Origin of the sequence: Streptomyces sp. NPDC059861 (genome assembly GCF_042731435.1) — a bacterium.
Taxonomy (GTDB): domain Bacteria; phylum Actinomycetota; class Actinomycetes; order Streptomycetales; family Streptomycetaceae; genus Streptomyces.
On the sequence record NZ_JBHWJQ010000017.1, the window covers coordinates 47,777 to 62,907 of the forward strand.

14 protein-coding genes and 1 pseudogene are annotated in these 15,131 nt (G+C 72.3%); 8 read left to right on the top strand and 7 right to left on the bottom strand.

All coding sequences use genetic code 11. From position 1 onward, the window contains the following. The 3 genes from ACFV6X_RS17215 to ACFV6X_RS17225 all read right to left on the bottom strand — a co-directional run bounded on the left by ACFV6X_RS17215 (nucleotide 1) and on the right by ACFV6X_RS17225 (nucleotide 2,003). The gene (locus ACFV6X_RS17215) at nucleotides 1-1,077 is read right to left on the bottom strand and encodes a dihydrodipicolinate reductase (protein WP_385383939.1); all 1,077 of its coding nucleotides are present in this window, start codon (nucleotides 1,075-1,077) and stop codon (nucleotides 1-3) included. A gap of 123 nt (nucleotides 1,078-1,200) precedes the next feature. Next, a complete protein-coding gene (locus ACFV6X_RS17220; protein WP_365450767.1) occupies nucleotides 1,201-1,635 on the bottom strand; it encodes a response regulator in 435 nt (144 codons plus the stop codon). Nucleotides 1,636-1,637: 2 nt separating this feature from the next. Continuing rightward, complete coding sequence (locus tag ACFV6X_RS17225; protein ID WP_385383942.1) at nucleotides 1,638-2,003, bottom strand: hypothetical protein; 366 nt, start codon at nucleotides 2,001-2,003, stop codon at nucleotides 1,638-1,640. A gap of 123 nt (nucleotides 2,004-2,126) precedes the next feature. On the opposite strand from ACFV6X_RS17225, the gene ACFV6X_RS17230 reads away from it, so the two are divergent. The 4 genes from ACFV6X_RS17230 to ACFV6X_RS17245 all read left to right on the top strand — a co-directional run bounded on the left by ACFV6X_RS17230 (nucleotide 2,127) and on the right by ACFV6X_RS17245 (nucleotide 7,183). Further along, on the top strand, nucleotides 2,127-3,707 hold the full coding sequence (locus tag ACFV6X_RS17230) for an ATP-binding protein (protein WP_385383945.1): 1,581 nt from the start codon (nucleotides 2,127-2,129) through the stop codon (nucleotides 3,705-3,707). After that, the gene (locus tag ACFV6X_RS17235) at nucleotides 3,704-4,954 is read left to right on the top strand and encodes a PP2C family protein-serine/threonine phosphatase (protein WP_385383948.1); all 1,251 of its coding nucleotides are present in this window, start codon (nucleotides 3,704-3,706) and stop codon (nucleotides 4,952-4,954) included. The genes ACFV6X_RS17230 and ACFV6X_RS17235 overlap by 4 nt, the downstream gene beginning before the upstream one ends. Nucleotides 4,955-5,205: 251 nt before the next feature. Continuing rightward, nucleotides 5,206-5,898, top strand: a complete 693-nt coding sequence (locus ACFV6X_RS17240; protein ID WP_385383951.1) for a GAF and ANTAR domain-containing protein — start codon at nucleotides 5,206-5,208, stop codon at nucleotides 5,896-5,898. A gap of 223 nt (nucleotides 5,899-6,121) precedes the next feature. Beyond that, the gene (locus ACFV6X_RS17245; RefSeq protein ID WP_385383954.1) at nucleotides 6,122-7,183 is read left to right on the top strand and encodes a YihY/virulence factor BrkB family protein; all 1,062 of its coding nucleotides are present in this window, start codon (nucleotides 6,122-6,124) and stop codon (nucleotides 7,181-7,183) included. Nucleotides 7,184-7,244: 61 nt separating this feature from the next. Here ACFV6X_RS17245 and ACFV6X_RS17250 read toward each other — a convergent pair whose 3' ends face one another. From ACFV6X_RS17250 to ACFV6X_RS17260, 3 genes are read right to left on the bottom strand one after another with little or no spacing between them, the layout of a single operon-like run. After that, nucleotides 7,245-8,741, bottom strand: coding sequence for a tripartite tricarboxylate transporter permease (locus ACFV6X_RS17250; protein WP_385383957.1), 1,497 nt, complete (start codon nucleotides 8,739-8,741; stop codon nucleotides 7,245-7,247). Between the two features lies 1 nt (nucleotide 8,742). Next, nucleotides 8,743-9,282, bottom strand: a complete 540-nt coding sequence (locus ACFV6X_RS17255; protein ID WP_385383960.1) for a tripartite tricarboxylate transporter TctB family protein — start codon at nucleotides 9,280-9,282, stop codon at nucleotides 8,743-8,745. After that, a complete protein-coding gene (locus ACFV6X_RS17260; protein ID WP_385383963.1) occupies nucleotides 9,279-10,262 on the bottom strand; it encodes a Bug family tripartite tricarboxylate transporter substrate binding protein in 984 nt (327 codons plus the stop codon). The genes ACFV6X_RS17255 and ACFV6X_RS17260 overlap by 4 nt, the downstream gene beginning before the upstream one ends. A gap of 269 nt (nucleotides 10,263-10,531) precedes the next feature. On the opposite strand from ACFV6X_RS17260, the gene ACFV6X_RS17265 reads away from it, so the two are divergent. The 3 genes from ACFV6X_RS17265 (at nucleotide 10,532) to ACFV6X_RS17275 (ending at nucleotide 13,630) form a co-directional block, all read left to right on the top strand. Next, nucleotides 10,532-12,262: an ATP-binding protein gene (locus ACFV6X_RS17265; RefSeq protein WP_385383966.1), complete on the top strand. Its 1,731-nt coding sequence runs from the start codon at nucleotides 10,532-10,534 to the stop codon at nucleotides 12,260-12,262. Continuing rightward, nucleotides 12,259-12,969 (top strand): response regulator, encoded by a 711-nt coding sequence (locus tag ACFV6X_RS17270; RefSeq protein ID WP_385383969.1) that lies wholly within the window; start codon nucleotides 12,259-12,261, stop codon nucleotides 12,967-12,969. Before ACFV6X_RS17265 ends, ACFV6X_RS17270 begins: the two co-directional genes overlap by 4 nt. 97 nt (nucleotides 12,970-13,066) lie before the next feature. Then, nucleotides 13,067-13,630: a hemerythrin domain-containing protein gene (locus tag ACFV6X_RS17275; RefSeq protein ID WP_385383972.1), complete on the top strand. Its 564-nt coding sequence runs from the start codon at nucleotides 13,067-13,069 to the stop codon at nucleotides 13,628-13,630. Between the two features lie 63 nt (nucleotides 13,631-13,693). On the opposite strand, the gene ACFV6X_RS17280 is transcribed toward ACFV6X_RS17275, so the two are convergent. Beyond that, nucleotides 13,694-14,221, bottom strand: coding sequence for a hypothetical protein (locus ACFV6X_RS17280; RefSeq protein WP_385384158.1), 528 nt, complete (start codon nucleotides 14,219-14,221; stop codon nucleotides 13,694-13,696). A 295-nt stretch (nucleotides 14,222-14,516) separates the two neighbouring features. On the opposite strand from ACFV6X_RS17280, the pseudogene ACFV6X_RS17285 reads away from it, so the two are divergent. Next, nucleotides 14,517-15,131: pseudogene (locus ACFV6X_RS17285) on the top strand (hypothetical protein); the annotation flags it as partial.

Sequence of the window (15,131 nt, forward strand, 5' to 3'; positions counted from 1 at the left end):
TCAGGTCCTTCCCAGTCGGCCGGCCGCGGGGCGCAGCGGGACGTCGAGCGCGTCGTAGAGGCCGGGCTTGGCCTTGGTGAGCCAGTCGACGGCGTTGACCAGCCGGCCGGCCGCGGTGGCGTTGCCGCCCGCCGACCGGTTGCCGCCCTCGTCGCTCGCCTCGACGGTGACCTCGATGCGGGGGCGGCCCTCGACGACCACCCGGTGTGCTCCGGCACCGCCGTCCGGGGGCTGCGGCCAGTCCGGGGCGCAGGAGGCGTGGATGCGGGTGACGTGCTCGACGACGATGCGGGGTTCCCCGTCGACGAGGCCCCGCACCTCGAAGCGCACGGCGCCCTGGGTGCCGGCCGCGAACTCGCCCATGGTGGGTGTGGTGACGGTGGCCTCGAGCGGGCGCCGCTGAAGCGTCTCGCGGATCTCGTCGAGTTCGACGCCCAGGCCCCGGGCCATCATCCGCAGCTGGCCGCCCCACACCATCGTCGGTACGCCCTCGAAGAGCATCGGCGGCTGGTAGTCCATCGAGTGCCCCATGCCGACCAGATGCCGTACCGAGTCCTCCTGGTCGTACGTGGAGTAGTCGAAGATCTCCTGGCAGCGGACCGCGTCGATGCGGGAGCCGAGGCCGGTGACCAGCAGGGGCAGGAGGTCGTTCGCCCAGCCCGGGTCCACGCCGGAGACGAACAGGGATCCCCCGCCGGCCGCGACGGCCTGCACCAGTGGCTCCCTGATCTCGGGCGGGGCGCCCCGGTGGTCGTACATGCCGTAGACGGACGGCGTGACGACGACCGCCCCGGCCCGCACGGCCCGTTCGAGGTCCCGCAGGGCCTCGTCGGGCCGGACGTCGCCGGAGGCCGCGTAGACGACCGCGCGCGGACCGGCCGCGAGCACCGCGGCGACGTCGTCGGTCGCCGCCACGCCCAATGGGCGGCCCAGGTCGCTCAGTTCACCCGCGTCCCGGCCGACCTTGGCCGGATCGGCGACCAGGACGGCCACCAGATCCAGCGACGGATGGGCGTCGACGGCGCGGATGGCCGCGCGGCCGACATTGCCCGTACCCCACACAACCGTGGAAATCATGGGCGGAGGGTAACGAGGCGCGGCAAAGGTTCCCAGAGCCGTGCAGGGAGATCTTTCCGGCCCGAAAAGGGATCTTCACGACCCCCTCCGACTCGGGGTGACGGGCCCCTGCGGCGCGGGGTGTCAGGCCCGCGGCGGCTTCATCGCCACGTCCAGGTAGAACGTGTCGATGCTGCGGACCGCCTCCTCGAACTCCGCCAGGTTGACGGGCTTGGTGACATAGGCGTTCGCGTGGTGGCGGTAGGCGCCGGAGACGTCGTCGGGGGCCGCGGACGTGGTCAGCACCACCACCGGAATGGTGCGCAGGTCCGGGTCCTCCTTGACGACGGCCAGGAACTCCCGGCCGTTCATGCGGGGCATGTTCAGGTCGAGGACGATCAGGTCGGGGCGCTGGTTCGCCGGATCGCGCAGATACTCCAGCGCCTCGATGCCGTCGGCGACCTGGGTGAGGTTGCGGGCGCCGCGTTCGGCCAGGGCGTCCTGGATGAGCATCGCGTCGGCGATGTCGTCCTCGACCAGCAGCACGTCGTAGGGGCGGATGGGGGCGGGGACGGACATGGCTATGAACTCCGGGAAGCGGAAGGGGTGTGACGTGGGGTGGCGCTGGTGATCAGGCCCGGCCAGCGGCGCCGGGCTCCCTGCCGGCTCATGCCGGAGGCCCGGCCGATCTCGGGGTAGCCCGCACCGGCCGCCGCCGCGGCGCGGGCGGCACGATCTGCCAACTGCTGCGCCACCCGTTCCACCTGAACGAGCACGAGCAGCTGGACGAGGGCCTCGTGGCGTGCCGAGCCGGTCCGGTCGTCCGGACCGGCCTGCTCCGGCAGCGCGTACCGCGCACAGCGCAGGGCGAGTTCGTCGACCGCCTCGGTGACGAGATCGGTCATCTCCCCTCCCGCCTGGGGCAGAGAGAAGTGGGAGGCAGACATGGCACTACCCTAAGGGGCCCTCACCAGCCGCGACAACATCTGTTGTCCGACCTGGGTAAGGTGCCTTCCGCAGGGGGGCCTCGACGCGGCCCTGTCAGACGCGAAGGAGTTCAGCAGGCCGTGATGAACGAGCAGCCGCCCGGCGCCCGCAAGGTCACAGCGGGCTGGACCACCCGCCGTTGGCTGCGGGTGAGCGTCGCCGTCACCCTCGCGGTGCTGGCCGTGCTCGGCTCCCTCGGCGTGTGGGCGATGGCCCGCACGTCCCAGCTGACCGAGCAGATCGTGGACCGGCGGGGGCCCGCACTGACGTACGCGGTACGGCTGGAGACCGCGCTGGTCAACCAGGAGACCGGCGTGCGCGGCTACGGCCTGTCCGGCGAACGGGACTTCCTCCAGCCCTACGCGCAGGGCGTGACCGAGGAGAGGGAGGCGCTGCGGCAACTGGAGACGCTGCTCTCGGACTCCCCGCGTGCCCGTGCGGAGCTGGCGACGGTACGGAGGCTGTCCGACCGGTGGCAGAACGACGTCGCCGTGCCCATCGCGAGCGCGGCCCCCGCTCGCGCCGTGTCGATCGCCTCCGCCCGGGTGACGCAGGGCAAGGCCAGCTTCGACACCCTGCGCGACGCGCTGACCACGCAGCAGACGCGCCTGGGCGAGGAACGGGCCGCCGCCTCCAGCGAGCTGCGGCGGGCCACGTATCTGCGCAACTGGACGTTCACGGTGATCGCGCTGGTCATCGTGCTGGTGGCCGCGCTCGCCTTCGAGGCGCTGCGGCGCGGCATCACCAGCCCGCTCGGCCGGCTCGGGCAGACGGCGCGGGAAGTGGCCGAGGGCCGTTTCGAGCTGCCCATCGCCATCACCGGCCCCGCCGATCTGCGGCAGCTGGGCTCCGACGTGGAGTCGATGCGCGGGCGCCTGCTGGAGGAGCTCGAGTTCAGCGAGACCTCCCGCCGGCTTCTCGACGAACAGGCCGCCGACCTGCAGCGCTCCAACGCCGAGCTGGAGCAGTTCGCCTACGTCGCCTCCCACGACCTCCAGGAGCCGCTGCGCAAGGTCTCCAGCTTCACCCAGCTTCTGCAACGGCGGTACGGCGGGCAGCTCGACGAGCGGGCCGACCAGTACATCGCGTTCGCGGTCGACGGGGCCAACCGCATGCAGGTCCTGATCAACGACCTGCTCGCGTTCTCCCGGGTCGGGCGGGTGCTCAACGACCACGAGGAGGTCGACCTGGAGGCCGTCGTCGGCCGCGCGCTGGACAATCTCAGTGTGGCGATCGAGGAGAGCGGCGCCGAGGTCACGCACGACCCGCTGCCCAAGGTCGTGGGCGACGCGACCCAACTGGGCATGCTCTGGCAGAACCTGCTGTCGAACTCCGTCAAGTTCCGCCGGCCCGACCGGACACCACAGATCCGGATCAGTGTCCGCACCGACGGGAACGGCCTGCGGGAGTTCGCCGTGACGGACAACGGCATCGGTATCGAGCCGGGCTTCCAGGAGAAGGTCTTCGTCCTCTTCCAGCGGCTGCACACCCGGGACGCCTATCCGGGCACCGGCATCGGGCTGGCCATGTGCAAGAAGGTCGTGGAGTTCCACGGCGGAACCATCCGCATCGACCCCGGTCACACGGCCGGTACCCGTGTCGTGTTCACCCTTCCCGTTGAGCATTCCGCCACGGTGGACGGCGCGCGAGAGGCACAGCCGTGACAGAGACAGCCGTCGAGCAGGAAGCGCCGTACCGCATCGTCCTGGTCGAGGACGACGACGGCGACGCCCTGCTGGTCGAGGAACTGCTGTACGACACGGAGCTCCCGCACACCCTCGTGCGGTGCCGGACGCTGGCCGAGGCACGCGTCGAACTCGTGGCACGCCACCACGACTGCGTGCTGCTCGACCTGCATCTGCCCGACGCCCTCGGCCTCGACACGGTCGAGGCGATACAGCGGACGGACACGCATGCCGCGGTCATCGTGCTCACCGGCCTGGCCGAGTCGCACGCGGGCGTGGACGCGCTGGCCGCCGGCGCCCAGGACTACCTCGTCAAGGGAAAGGTCGACCCGGACCTGCTGCAACGGGCCGTCCGCTACGCCGTCCAGCGCAAGCAGGCCGAGCGGGCCAGCGCGGATCTCCAGGTCGGACGGCTGCGGGCGCAGGAGAACGCGCGTCTGGAGCGCGGGCTGCTGCCCACGCCGATCCTGTCCACCGCCTCGGTCACCGCCACGAGCCGCTACTTCCCCGGGCGGGAACAGGCACTGCTCGGCGGTGACTTCCTGGACGTCGTGCAGACCGACGACGGACGGGTCCACGCCATCATCGGCGATGTCAGCGGGCACGGTCCGGACGCCGCCGCCCTCGGCGTCTGCCTGCGGATCGCCTGGCGGGCGCTGACGCTCGGCGGTCACCGCGACCACCAGCTGCTGCATCTGCTGGAGCAGATCCACACGGCCGAGCGCACCGGCAGCGACCTCTTCACCACCTGCACGCTCATCACCCTGGACCCGGCGGCGGCCACGGTCACCCTGCACCTGGTGGGCCACCACGAGCCGCTGCTCATCGGGCCCACCGGGGCCGAGATCGTGTCCGCCCCGCACGGCATCGCCCTCGGCATCGTGCCCGGGCTCGGGCAGTGGCCGTCGACGACGCTGCGGCTGCCGCCGGACGGCGCGCTGATCGCGTACACCGACGGCCTGATCGAGGGGTACGGGGGCGACGACCGGGACCGGCTAGGGGTCGACGGGCTGCTGCGGATCCTCGACGAGACGCGGGAAAGGGACCCCGGCAAGCATCTCGACCAGCTGATCGGCCGGGTCCGTGGCCTCAACGCCGAGCGGCACACCGACGACCTGGCGATCCTGCGCCTGGACTGGACGGCGCTGCCTGGCCGGGTGGCCGGTGGCGGAGCCGGGCGGCGGACGGTGCCGGAGCAGCCGTACGGGCGCGTGGGCCGCTCCTGAGGCCATGGGAGAGCCGACCGGCGGCTCCGACCGCGGTGAGAGGGCGGCAGGACCATGATCGCTCGGTCGGACATCGGCTACGTCCGAGCGGTAGGCTGCCAGAAGGGCTGCCGAGCGGGTGCTCGGCCGGCGCCGTACCGCCCTGTGACCGGTCGGAACAGGCAGTGGTCGGGTCCGACGGTCGGGTTCTGGTGGTCGGCCTTCGGGCGCCTTGCGACGCGAAGGCACGACGAGCGGGACGGTGGACACGGATGGACTGGCGCGCGTTCGCCGAACAGATGGCCGAGCTGGCGCGGCACCTGCTGGCGCAGGGCTCCACGCAGGAGACGCTCGACGCGATCTCCGAGCGGGGTGTCGGGCTGATCGAGGGCTGCGACGCGGCCGGCATCCTGGCCCTGCGCAAGGGCCGCGCGGTGACTCTGGCTGCCTGCGGCGACATGGTCGTGGAGTCCGACCGCCTGCAGGGCGAACTGGGTGAGGGCCCGTGCTTCGACGCGGCCCGGCGCGTCAACGGGGAGCGCCTGTTCCGGATCACGGACATGAGCAAGTCGCAGCCCGACTGGCCGCGCTTCGCCCCCGCCGCCCGCGACCTGGGCGTGGGCAGCATGATGGGTTTCCTGCTCTACACCAAGGACGACGACTTCGGCGCCCTGAACTTCTACTCCGGACGGCCCGGCGCCTTCACGCCCGAGATGGAGACGGCCGGCTGGCTGCTCGCCTCGCACGCCGCCGTGGCGCTGGCCAGCGCCCGCACGGTCGACCAGCTCGAACACGCCATGGACACCCGGCACGCCATCGGCGAGGCCATGGGCATCCTGCGCGAGCGCCACCAGATGAGCGAGGAAGCGGCCTTCGACGTGCTCAAGCGCATCTCCCAGACGCACAACGTCAAGCTCCGCGACGTCGCCCAGTCGATTCGCACCAGGGCAGTCCCGGAGCGCTGAGGCCGGCTCGTCCCCGTGTTGCGAAGACCGGTTCCCGGAATGCCGGCGGGAGCGATTCAGCCGAGGGCGAGTGGGGGTACCTGGAGGGCAGGGCGCAACCGGTGCCGCGGAATCGGTTTCGCCAGGTGTCGTGGTTCGGACCAGAGCCACGACACCGCCGCGTTCGGCGCCCACGCCGTGACCGGGCACTCTTAGGACGGCGCGTACGGGTTACTCGGGCTCCATGGCGAAGCTGCATCTCCCAGGTCACAAGGATCAGCGCGACGGAGGGAATCCGGCGCCCGCGGAGGCCGGTCCCCGGCCCGAGGTGGAAAGGGCGGCGCCCGACTCACCGGCGAAGCTCACCAAGCGGTCGTGGGTGGCGGTGCTGAAGGGAAGCCTGCGTGAGTTCAAGGACGACGAGCTGACCGACCGGGCGGCGGCCCTGACCTACTACACGGTGCTGTCACTGTTCCCGGCGCTGCTGGTGCTGGTGTCGCTGCTGGGCATCGCCGGCCGGTCGGTCACCGACCGGCTCATGGACAGCCTCCAGCAGTTCGCTCCCGGCGCCGGCCGGGAGATCATCACCCAGGCCGTGCGGCAGCTGCAGAACAACGCCGGGGTCGGCTCGCTCCTGGCCGTCGTCGGCCTGGTGCTGGCCGTGTGGTCGGCGTCGGGCTACGTGGCGGCGTTCATCCGCACCTCCAATGTCGTGTACGACGTGCCCGAGGGCCGGCCGATCTGGAAGGTCCTGCCGGTCCGCGTCGGAGTGACCGTCGCCCTCATGGTGCTGGCCCTGATCAGCGCCGTGATCGTGGTCTTCACCGGCGGTCTGGCGCAACGGGCCGGGGACGCCTTGGGCCTCGGCGACACCTTCCTGACCGTGTGGTCGATCGCCAAGTGGCCGGTCCTGGTCGTCCTGATCACGCTGATGATCGCGATCCTGTACTGGGCCTGCCCGAACGCCAAGGTCAGGGGGTGGCGCTGGATCACTCCTGGCAGCTTCCTGGCACTGCTGGTCTGGATGGCCGCGTCCGCGGGCTTCGCCTTCTACGTCGCCAACTTCGGCTCGTACAACAAGACGTACGGCACCATGGCCGGCGTCATCATCTTCCTCATCTGGCTGTGGGTGACCAATCTGGCCATCCTGCTCGGCCTGGAGTTCGACGCCGAGACCGCACGCCAACGAGCCATCGCCGGAGGCCATCCGGCCGAGGCCGAGCCGTACACCGAGCCGCGTGACACCCGTGCCTGGGACGAGCAGGACCGGCGGAAGGTGGACCTGCCCGAGGACCGCACCTCCTGACCCTGAGCATCCGCAGCTCCTCCGGGGGACGGGCCCGGTGGCCCGGCCCCCGGCGCCGTGTCTACGACGCGTTACGCCGATCCCGGCGTACCAGCCGTGTCAGCAGCGGCCACGCCAGCAGTACGACGACCACGGCGTACACCGTCACCGCGAACGGGGTGTTGACCAGGCCGGTGACGCTGCCGTCGCTGATCTGCAGGGCGCGGCGCAGCTGCTGTTCGGCGTTGGGGCCGAGGATGACGCCGATGACGGCGGGCAGCACGGGCAGCCCGTAGCGGCGCATGCCGAACCCGATCAGGCCGATGACCAGCAGGATCACCAGGTCGACGGCCTCGCCGCCGACGGCGTAGGCGCCGACCGAGGCGAAGAAGAGGATTCCCGCGTACAGGTACGGCCGTGGAATGCGCAGCAGCTTGGCCCACAGCGGCGCGAGCGGCAGGTTGAGGGCGAGCAGCAGCACCATGCCGACGAACAGCGAGGCGATCAGACCCCACACCAGCTCGGGTTCGCGTTCGAAGAGCAACGGGCCCGGCTGGATGCCGTACTGCTGGAAGGCGGCCAGCATGACGGCGGCGACCGCGGTGGTCGGCAGGCCCAGCGTCAGCATCGCCACCAGCGTGCCCGCCGCCGAGGCCGACGCGGCGGACTCAGGTCCCGCCACGCCCTCGATGGCGCCCTTGCCCCACTCGTCCTTGTGCCGGGACAGGCGTTTCTCGGTGACGTAGGAGAGGAAGGTGGGGATCTCGGCGCCACCTGCCGGGATCGCGCCGAAGGGGAAGCCGATGAACGGGCCGCGCAGCCACGACTTCCAGGTGCGCCGCACGTCGTCGCGGCCGAGCCACGGGCGGCCCACCGGGATCGGCTCGCCCGGCCGGCGCCGCAGATGGGCGGCCACCCACAGGGCCTCGCCGATCGCGAACAGGCCGACGGCGACGATCACCACGTCGATGCCGTCGGCGAGCTGGAGCGAGCCGAAGGTGAGTCTCTGCTGGCCGGTCATCTGGTCCAGGCCGACCAGGCCCAGCGTCAGTCCGATGAACAGGGAGGCCAGACCGCGGATCCGGGACGAGCCGAGGACCGACGTCACCGCGATGAAGGCGAGCACCATGATGGCGAAGTAGTCGGGCGCGCCGATGTCGACGGCGAGCCGGGCCACCGTCGGGGCGAGGGCGACCAGCAGGATCGTGCCGACCATGCCGCCGGCGAAGTGGCCGATGGCGGCGGCGGCCAGCGCCTGCGCGCCGCGCCCCGACTTGGCCATCGGGTTGCCTTCCATCGCGGCGACCACTGCGGCGCTCTCGCCGGGGGTGTTGAGCAGGATCGAGGTCGTGGAACCGCCGAACATGGCGCCGTAGTAGATGCCCGCGAACATGATGAACGCGCCTACGGGGTCGAGTCCGTACGTCACCGGCAGGAGCAGCGCGACCGCCATGGCCGGGCCGATGCCGGGCAGGACGCCGATCGCGGTGCCGAGCAGCACACCGAGGGCGGCCCACAGCAGGTTGAGCGGGGTCAGCGCCGTGCCGAAACCGTCCAGCAGGGAGTTGAGGGCGTTCATCTCACAGCACTCCCATCAGGGGGCCGCCGGGCAGCGGCACGCCCAGCAGGTTGTTGAACACGGCGTAGGTGACGAGGGACAGCACGGCCGCGATGAGCGGGTCGCGGTCGGGGCGGCGGCTGCCGAGGGCGAAGGCGGCGCCCCAGAACAGCAGGGCGCCCGCGACGGGGAAGCCGAGCGGTTCGATGAGGACGGCCGCGCCGAGGAAGACTCCGGCGAGCAGCAGGACCGTACGCCAGTCTGCGGGTTCGGACAGGTCGATGTCCTCGCCGGTCTCGGCCTGGCCTCGGCCGCCCCGCAGCACATCGACGGCGAGCAGGACGGCGATGAGCAGCAGCCCGGCGCCGACGGCCAGGGGCACCGTCCGCGGGCCGACGGGTCCGCGCTGGGCGATGTCGACGTCCATGGTGAGCGCGTCGGTGAGCACCAGTGCGCCGAGGGCCAGCAGCAGCACACAGACGCCGAGTTCGGAGTGGTCGCGCAGCCAGGAGCGGCGGGCCGGGGTGGGCGCCGGAGGGATGTCGGCGGTCGGGGTCGTCACAGTCCCAGCTCCTTCAGTACCGAGACCACCCGCTGGTCCTGGGCGTCCAGGAAGTCCCCGAACCTCTCGCCGGACAGGAAGGCGTCGTCCCAGCCGTTCTTCTTCATGGACTCCTGCCACTCGGGCGAGTCGTGGAGTTCCTCGACGAGGCGGACGAGTTTGCCGCGCTCGGCGTCGGAGAGGCCGGGAGGAGCGACGATGCCCCGCCAGTTGGTGAAGTTGACGTCGTAGCCCGCCTCCTGGAGGGTGGGCGCGTCCAGGCCGTCGACCCGCTGGGGTCCGGTGACCGCGAGGAGGCGCAGCTCACCGGCCTTGATCTGGTCGAGGTACTCGCCGACGCCGGAGACACCGAAGGCGACCTTGTTGCCGAGGATGGAGGCGAGGAGTTCGCCGCCGCCGTCGAACGGGATGTAGTTGACCTGCTTCGGGGAGATCCCGGCGGCGCGCGCCATCAGCATGGGCGCGAGGTGGTCGGGGCCACCCGGTGAGGAACCGCCGCCGACGGGGAGTTCGCCGGGGTCGGCCTTCCAGGCGTCGATGAGCTCGTCGATCGTCCGGTAGGGCGAGTCCTTGGCGACCACCACGACGTCCTGCTCCTCGGTGAGGCGGGCGATCGGGGTGGTGTCGGCGAGGGTTCTGGGCGCGTCGTTGGAGCGGACGGCGCCGACGACGCCGAGCCCCATCGACATCGCGAGCTTGCCGTTGCCGTGCTCGCCCACCAGGCGGGTGAGGCCGACGGTGCCGCCGGCGCCGGGCAGGTTGAACACCTCGATGCCGGGGGTGAGTCCGGCCTCCTCGGCGTTCTTCGCGGCCGTGCGCGCGGTGATGTCGTAGCCGCCGCCCGGTGTGTTGGGGACCATGAAGCGCAGGCCGGGGATCTGTGTGCCGGTCCCGGTGCCGCTGCCCGTGGTCAGCAGCGGGGGTCCTACGAGGACGAGCACGGCGGCCCCGAGCAGGGCGAGGGGGGTGCGCGAGCGCACGAGTGCCACCACCTGTCGGTCTGTCGATGGGGTTGGGGAAGGCCCTGTGGGGGAGGGTGAGGTGGGCCACATGTTGCCCCCCGCCTCGCCGGGCTGTCCCGCTTGCGGAACCAACGGAGGTTCTGGTCTTTGTGTCAGCGGCGGTTGCGGCGGCGCCGGTCCCCGGCCACCGACCCTGCGGCTACCGATCTCTTTCCTCCGGCGCAGGTGGAGGCCATGATGGGACGACCCCACCCCTCAAGCCTCACCACCGAGAGATCGAGTACGCCGTGGTCGCCACCTTCCGTCGTCAGACCCTCGCGGGCGAGATGCTGGTGCTCCAGCTCGCCATCGTGGTGGTGGTGCTGGTGGCGGTCGCCGGGGTCTCGCTGGCGCAGTCGGAGGCGACCTTCGACCGGGTGGAGGGCCGCCGGGTGGCCGCGCTGGCCGAACAGCTCGCGGCGAACCCCCTGGTGCGCAGCCAACTGGTGGTTCCGCTGCCGCGCGAGGCACTTGCGCCGCTGGTGAGCTCCACGCAGTCGCAGTCCGGGGTGACCTCCGTGACGGTCGCGGACGCGGACGGGCGGATCGTCAGTTCCACGGACCCGACGGCGATCGGTGGGCCGCTGCCGCACGGTGACGGCGCCACCCGGGGGCGCGGCTGGTCGGGCGAACTGACGCTGGACGGCGGGCGCGAGCGGGTGGCCCAGGTGCCGGTGCTGGGGGCGGCGCGGGAGAACCTCGGGCGGCATCTGGGCACGGTGATGGTCGGCGAGGCCTCCCCCACCGTCTGGCAGCGGCTCAGTGGCGCGTCCTCGTACCTCCTCACCTACCTGGGCGTCGCGAGCGGGCTGGGGCTGGCCGGCTCGCTGCTGCTGGCCCGGCGGGTCAAACGGCAGACGCTCGGGCTGGAGCCACGGGAGATCGCGGGGCTCGCCGAGCACCGGGAGGCGATGCTCTACGGGATCGCCGAGGGCGTGGTCGCCCTGGATCCGCAGCATCGGCTCACGCTGGTGAACGAGGTGGGACGGCGGCTGCTCGACCTGCCCGGGGACTGCGTGGGGCGGAGCCTGGCGGACCTCGGTGTCGAGGGGCGGCTGCGGGACGTGCTGGCCGGGGACCGGGACGGCGCGGCCGACGAACGCGACCAGGTCGTCGTCCGGCACGGCCGGGTCCTGGTCATGAACCGGATGGCGGTCCGCAAGGACGGGCGGCCGCTCGGGTCGGTCACCACGCTGCGCGACCGTACGGAACTGGCCCGGCTGGAACGGGAGATCGGCTCCTTCCGCAGCTCCTCGGAGCTGCTGCGCGCCCAGGCGCACGAGTTCGCCAACCAGCTCCACACCATCTCCGGGCTGATCCAGATCGGCGAACAGGAGGAGGTGGTGCGCTACATCCGTGCCCTCAACCAGCGCCGCCAGTCCCTGGATGTCACCCTGAGCCGCCGCGTCCGCGACACCGCCGTGGCGGCCCTTCTGATGGCCAAGTCCTCCCAGGCCGCCGAACGCAAGGTCCATCTGCGCATCTCCGACGACACGGCGCTCGACCGCCTGGCACCGCAGGACGCGGCGGACGTCGCCACCGTGGTGGGCAACCTGGTGGACAACGCGGTGGACGCCGCGGCGGCGGGTGGGGCGGGTGCGACCGCCGGGGCCGGGGCGGGGGCGGTGAGCGACGGCCGGTCCGGCGGGCAGGACGCGGGCCGGGGCCGGTCGGGCCGCAGCCATGGGGCCTGGGTCGAGGTCGGGTTGCGGCAGGACGCGGCCAGTGTCGAGATCGCCGTCCGGGACTCGGGGCCCGGTGTGGCCCCCGACCTGGCCCGGGAGGTGTTCTCGCACGGCTTCACCACCAAGGCCGCCCGCAACGGCGAGCGCGGAATCGGCCTGGCGCTGACCCGGCTGGTCTGCGAACGTCACGGTGGGGAGATCTCCGTGCGCAACACCCCCGACGGCGCCCTGTTCACCGCGCGCATGACCGTCAGCCACCTCACCGACGCGGTGGCGGAAGGAGCGGACCGATGACCCGCGGACAGGGAACGCCCGGCCCGCGGGGGCCGATCGACGTCCTCGTGGTCGACGACGACTTCATGGTGGCCAGGGTGCACCGCGCCTTTGTCGAACGGGTCAGCCCGTTCCGCGTGGTCGGCGTCGCCAGCAGCGGCCGGGAAGCCATTGACGCCGTCGACGAACTGCGCCCCGACCTGGTCCTGCTCGACCTGTATCTGCCGGACGTCTTCGGCCTGGACGTCATCCCGCGGCTGCGCACCGCCGGGCACGACTGCGACGTCATGGTGGTCAGCGCCGCCCGCGAGGCCGGCACCGTGCGCGGCGCCGTACGCCACGGCGTCGTCGACTACCTGCTCAAGCCCTTCGAGTTCGAGGACCTGCGGGCCCGCCTGGAGCGGTACGTCGCCCAGCGCGGACGGCTGCTGACCACCGTCGTGCGGGGCCAGGCGGACGTGGACCGGGTCCTGGCCAAAGCGGCGCCCGTGCCCGCCGCCGGTGGGCTCCCCAAGGGCATGAGCGTGGAGACCGCCGAACTGGTCGAGCGTGCCCTGCGCACCGCCGACGGCACTCTGTCCGCCACCGAGTGCGCCGCCCTGACCGGCGTCTCCCGCGTCAGTGCCCGCCGCTACCTGGAGCACTTCCACACCACCGGCAGCGCCGACGTGTCCCTGCGGTACGGCGTGGCCGGGCGGCCCGAGCGGCGGTACAGCTGGCGCGTGTGAGGCGGGGCGGCACCGTGTCGGTCCTGCGGGGCGGGGCACTCGTACGCGGTGGCGCAGCTCATCCGGAGCCGCCGTGCTCACGCGGGAGGCAAGGATCATGGGACATGGTGGAAACGTCATCGACGAGTTGGTGACCGATCACCGTGAGGTCGAGGAGCTCTTCGGTCGTATCGAGGCGCTCGCGCCCGGGGACAAGGACCGCAAGCTGTACGCCGACCAGGTCACGATGGAGCTGGTCCGGCACTCGGTGGCCGAGGAGGCCTATCTCTACCCGGCGGTACGCCGACACGTGCCGAACGGCGACGCCATGGCCGACGAGGAGATCGAGGACCACTCCAAGGCCGAGCAGATCATGAAGGACCTGGAGGGATGCGACGCCGGCGACCCCGAGTTCGACCGCCTCATCGGCATGTTGATGACCGAGGTCCGTGCGCACCTGGCCGAGGAGGAGGGGACCCTCTTCCCCGCGCTGCGCGCCGCCTGCCCCCCGCAGGCCCTCGACGAGCTGGGGGACAAGATCCGCCAGGCGAAGAAGGTGGCACCGACCCGTCCGCACCCGTCCGCCCCGAACACGCCGCCGCTGAACAAACTGCTGGCGCCGGGCGCGGGGCTGGTGGACCGGGTGCGCGACGCGCTCTCGGGCCGTGGGAAGAAGGCGTGAAGCGACCCGGCCCGGTGAAATCGCCGAGACCGTACGGCCGACGGTCACCTGCCGACGGCGGCCTCAGGCGATCAGCGCCCGCCCCGGCCCCAACCGGTACAGCAGCGGCTCCTGGTGCAGCTCGGCGACCGGCGCCAGGAGGTCGGGGTGGCGCAGCAGTGCCGCCGCCTGCCGGTCGTGCGCGTCGGGCGCGACCAGGCGGCGGAACTCCGCCGGCTCACAGGTGGTGCGACCGCCGTCCGCCAGCGCGGTCACCGCGCGGCGGGCCAGTTCGGGGTCGGTGAGCAGGCAGGCGGCCCAGCTCGCCACCACCTCGTCCACCCAGGTGCGCCAGGCGTAGGTGTCGAGGTCCTCTCCCCCTTGGGCGTCCGCCCCGGTGACCCCGTCGAGCCGACCGGAGCCGCCGGGGCCCGCCATCGCGACCAGCGCCGCGTCCATCTGCGTCGGGTACCGCAGCCACGCCGCGACCGTCACGGCCTGCCGCGCCTGCACCTCGCACAGGGCGGCGGCAAGGGCGCCGCCGGAGGCCGGGTAGGCGCGCGTGAGCCACTGGGCGGTCGCCGCGATGAGCGGGGAGAGATCTGCGAGCACTGCCGAGCCGTCCGAATCCTGGGCGCGGAGACACGTCCGCGTCATGTACGAGGGGAAAGGCGTCTTGTACGAGGGGAAGGGTCTGGGCGAAAACGGTAGCCCGGGACCCCCCGGCGACGACATGGCCCGGCGCTCATCGCCGACGTGGCCTCGGCCACACGCGGACACCCGGTCGTCACACGCTCGCCTCACCCGGGTGGCGAGGGGTCAGGGAGGCCCCTAGTAATGGTCAGGGACATCGCGTGTCGCGCTTCGGTAGCGCAGGAGCGGCCGCACGACTCCCTTGGAGCCCAGCATGACCACGCGCTCATCGCCCCAGCCGAACCCCGCCCACATACTCTTCGGCGACCCCTCCGCCGCGGGCGAGCCGCCCTCCGCCATCGCCCCCGTCGCAGGGACGCCGGCGCACAGTCCCCCTGGCGCGGAGCCGCCGGTCCACACGGCCCGTGCCGCGCAGACGCCGGTGCACAGCGTCCCCGCCACGGAGGCACCCCTGCACCCCGCGCCCGCCGCGGAGGCACCCCTGCACCCCGCGCCCGCCGCGGAGGCACCTCTGTATCCCACGCCCGCCGCGGACGCACCCCTGCACCCCGCATCCGCCGCGGACGCACCCCTGCACCCCGCGCCCGCCGCGGACGCACCCCTGTACCGCACGCCTGCCGCGGAGCCGCCGGTGTACCGCGCCACCCTCGCGGAGCCGCCGGTGCACAGCGTCCCCGTGGCCCAGGCACCGGTGCACAGCGCCCCCGTCATGGAGCCGCCGGCCTACAGCCCACCTGTCGCGGAGCCGCCCGTCCACAGCGCCCCCGTCGCTCAGGCACCGGTGCACAGCGCCCCCGTCATGGAGCCGCCGGCCTACAGCCCACCTGTCGCGGAGCCGCCCGTCCACAGCGCCCCCGTCGCTCAGGCA

Excerpts from the sequence above, each read along its gene's own strand:
- ACFV6X_RS17220 (WP_365450767.1), bottom strand. The coding sequence starts at position 1,635 with ATGTCCGTCCCCGCCCCCATCCGCCCCTACGACGTGCTGCTGGTCGAG.
- ACFV6X_RS17250 (WP_385383957.1), bottom strand. The coding sequence starts at position 8,741 with ATGAACGCCCTCAACTCCCTGCTGGACGGTTTCGGCACGGCGCTGACC.
- ACFV6X_RS17275 (WP_385383972.1), top strand. The coding sequence starts at position 13,067 with ATGGGACATGGTGGAAACGTCATCGACGAGTTGGTGACCGATCACCGT.
- ACFV6X_RS17245 (WP_385383954.1), top strand. The coding sequence starts at position 6,122 with ATGGCGAAGCTGCATCTCCCAGGTCACAAGGATCAGCGCGACGGAGGG.
- ACFV6X_RS17215 (WP_385383939.1), bottom strand. The coding sequence starts at position 1,077 with ATGATTTCCACGGTTGTGTGGGGTACGGGCAATGTCGGCCGCGCGGCC.
- ACFV6X_RS17225 (WP_385383942.1), bottom strand. The coding sequence starts at position 2,003 with ATGTCTGCCTCCCACTTCTCTCTGCCCCAGGCGGGAGGGGAGATGACC.
- ACFV6X_RS17270 (WP_385383969.1), top strand. The coding sequence starts at position 12,259 with ATGACCCGCGGACAGGGAACGCCCGGCCCGCGGGGGCCGATCGACGTC.
- ACFV6X_RS17240 (WP_385383951.1), top strand. The coding sequence starts at position 5,206 with ATGGACTGGCGCGCGTTCGCCGAACAGATGGCCGAGCTGGCGCGGCAC.
- ACFV6X_RS17230 (WP_385383945.1), top strand. The coding sequence starts at position 2,127 with ATGAACGAGCAGCCGCCCGGCGCCCGCAAGGTCACAGCGGGCTGGACC.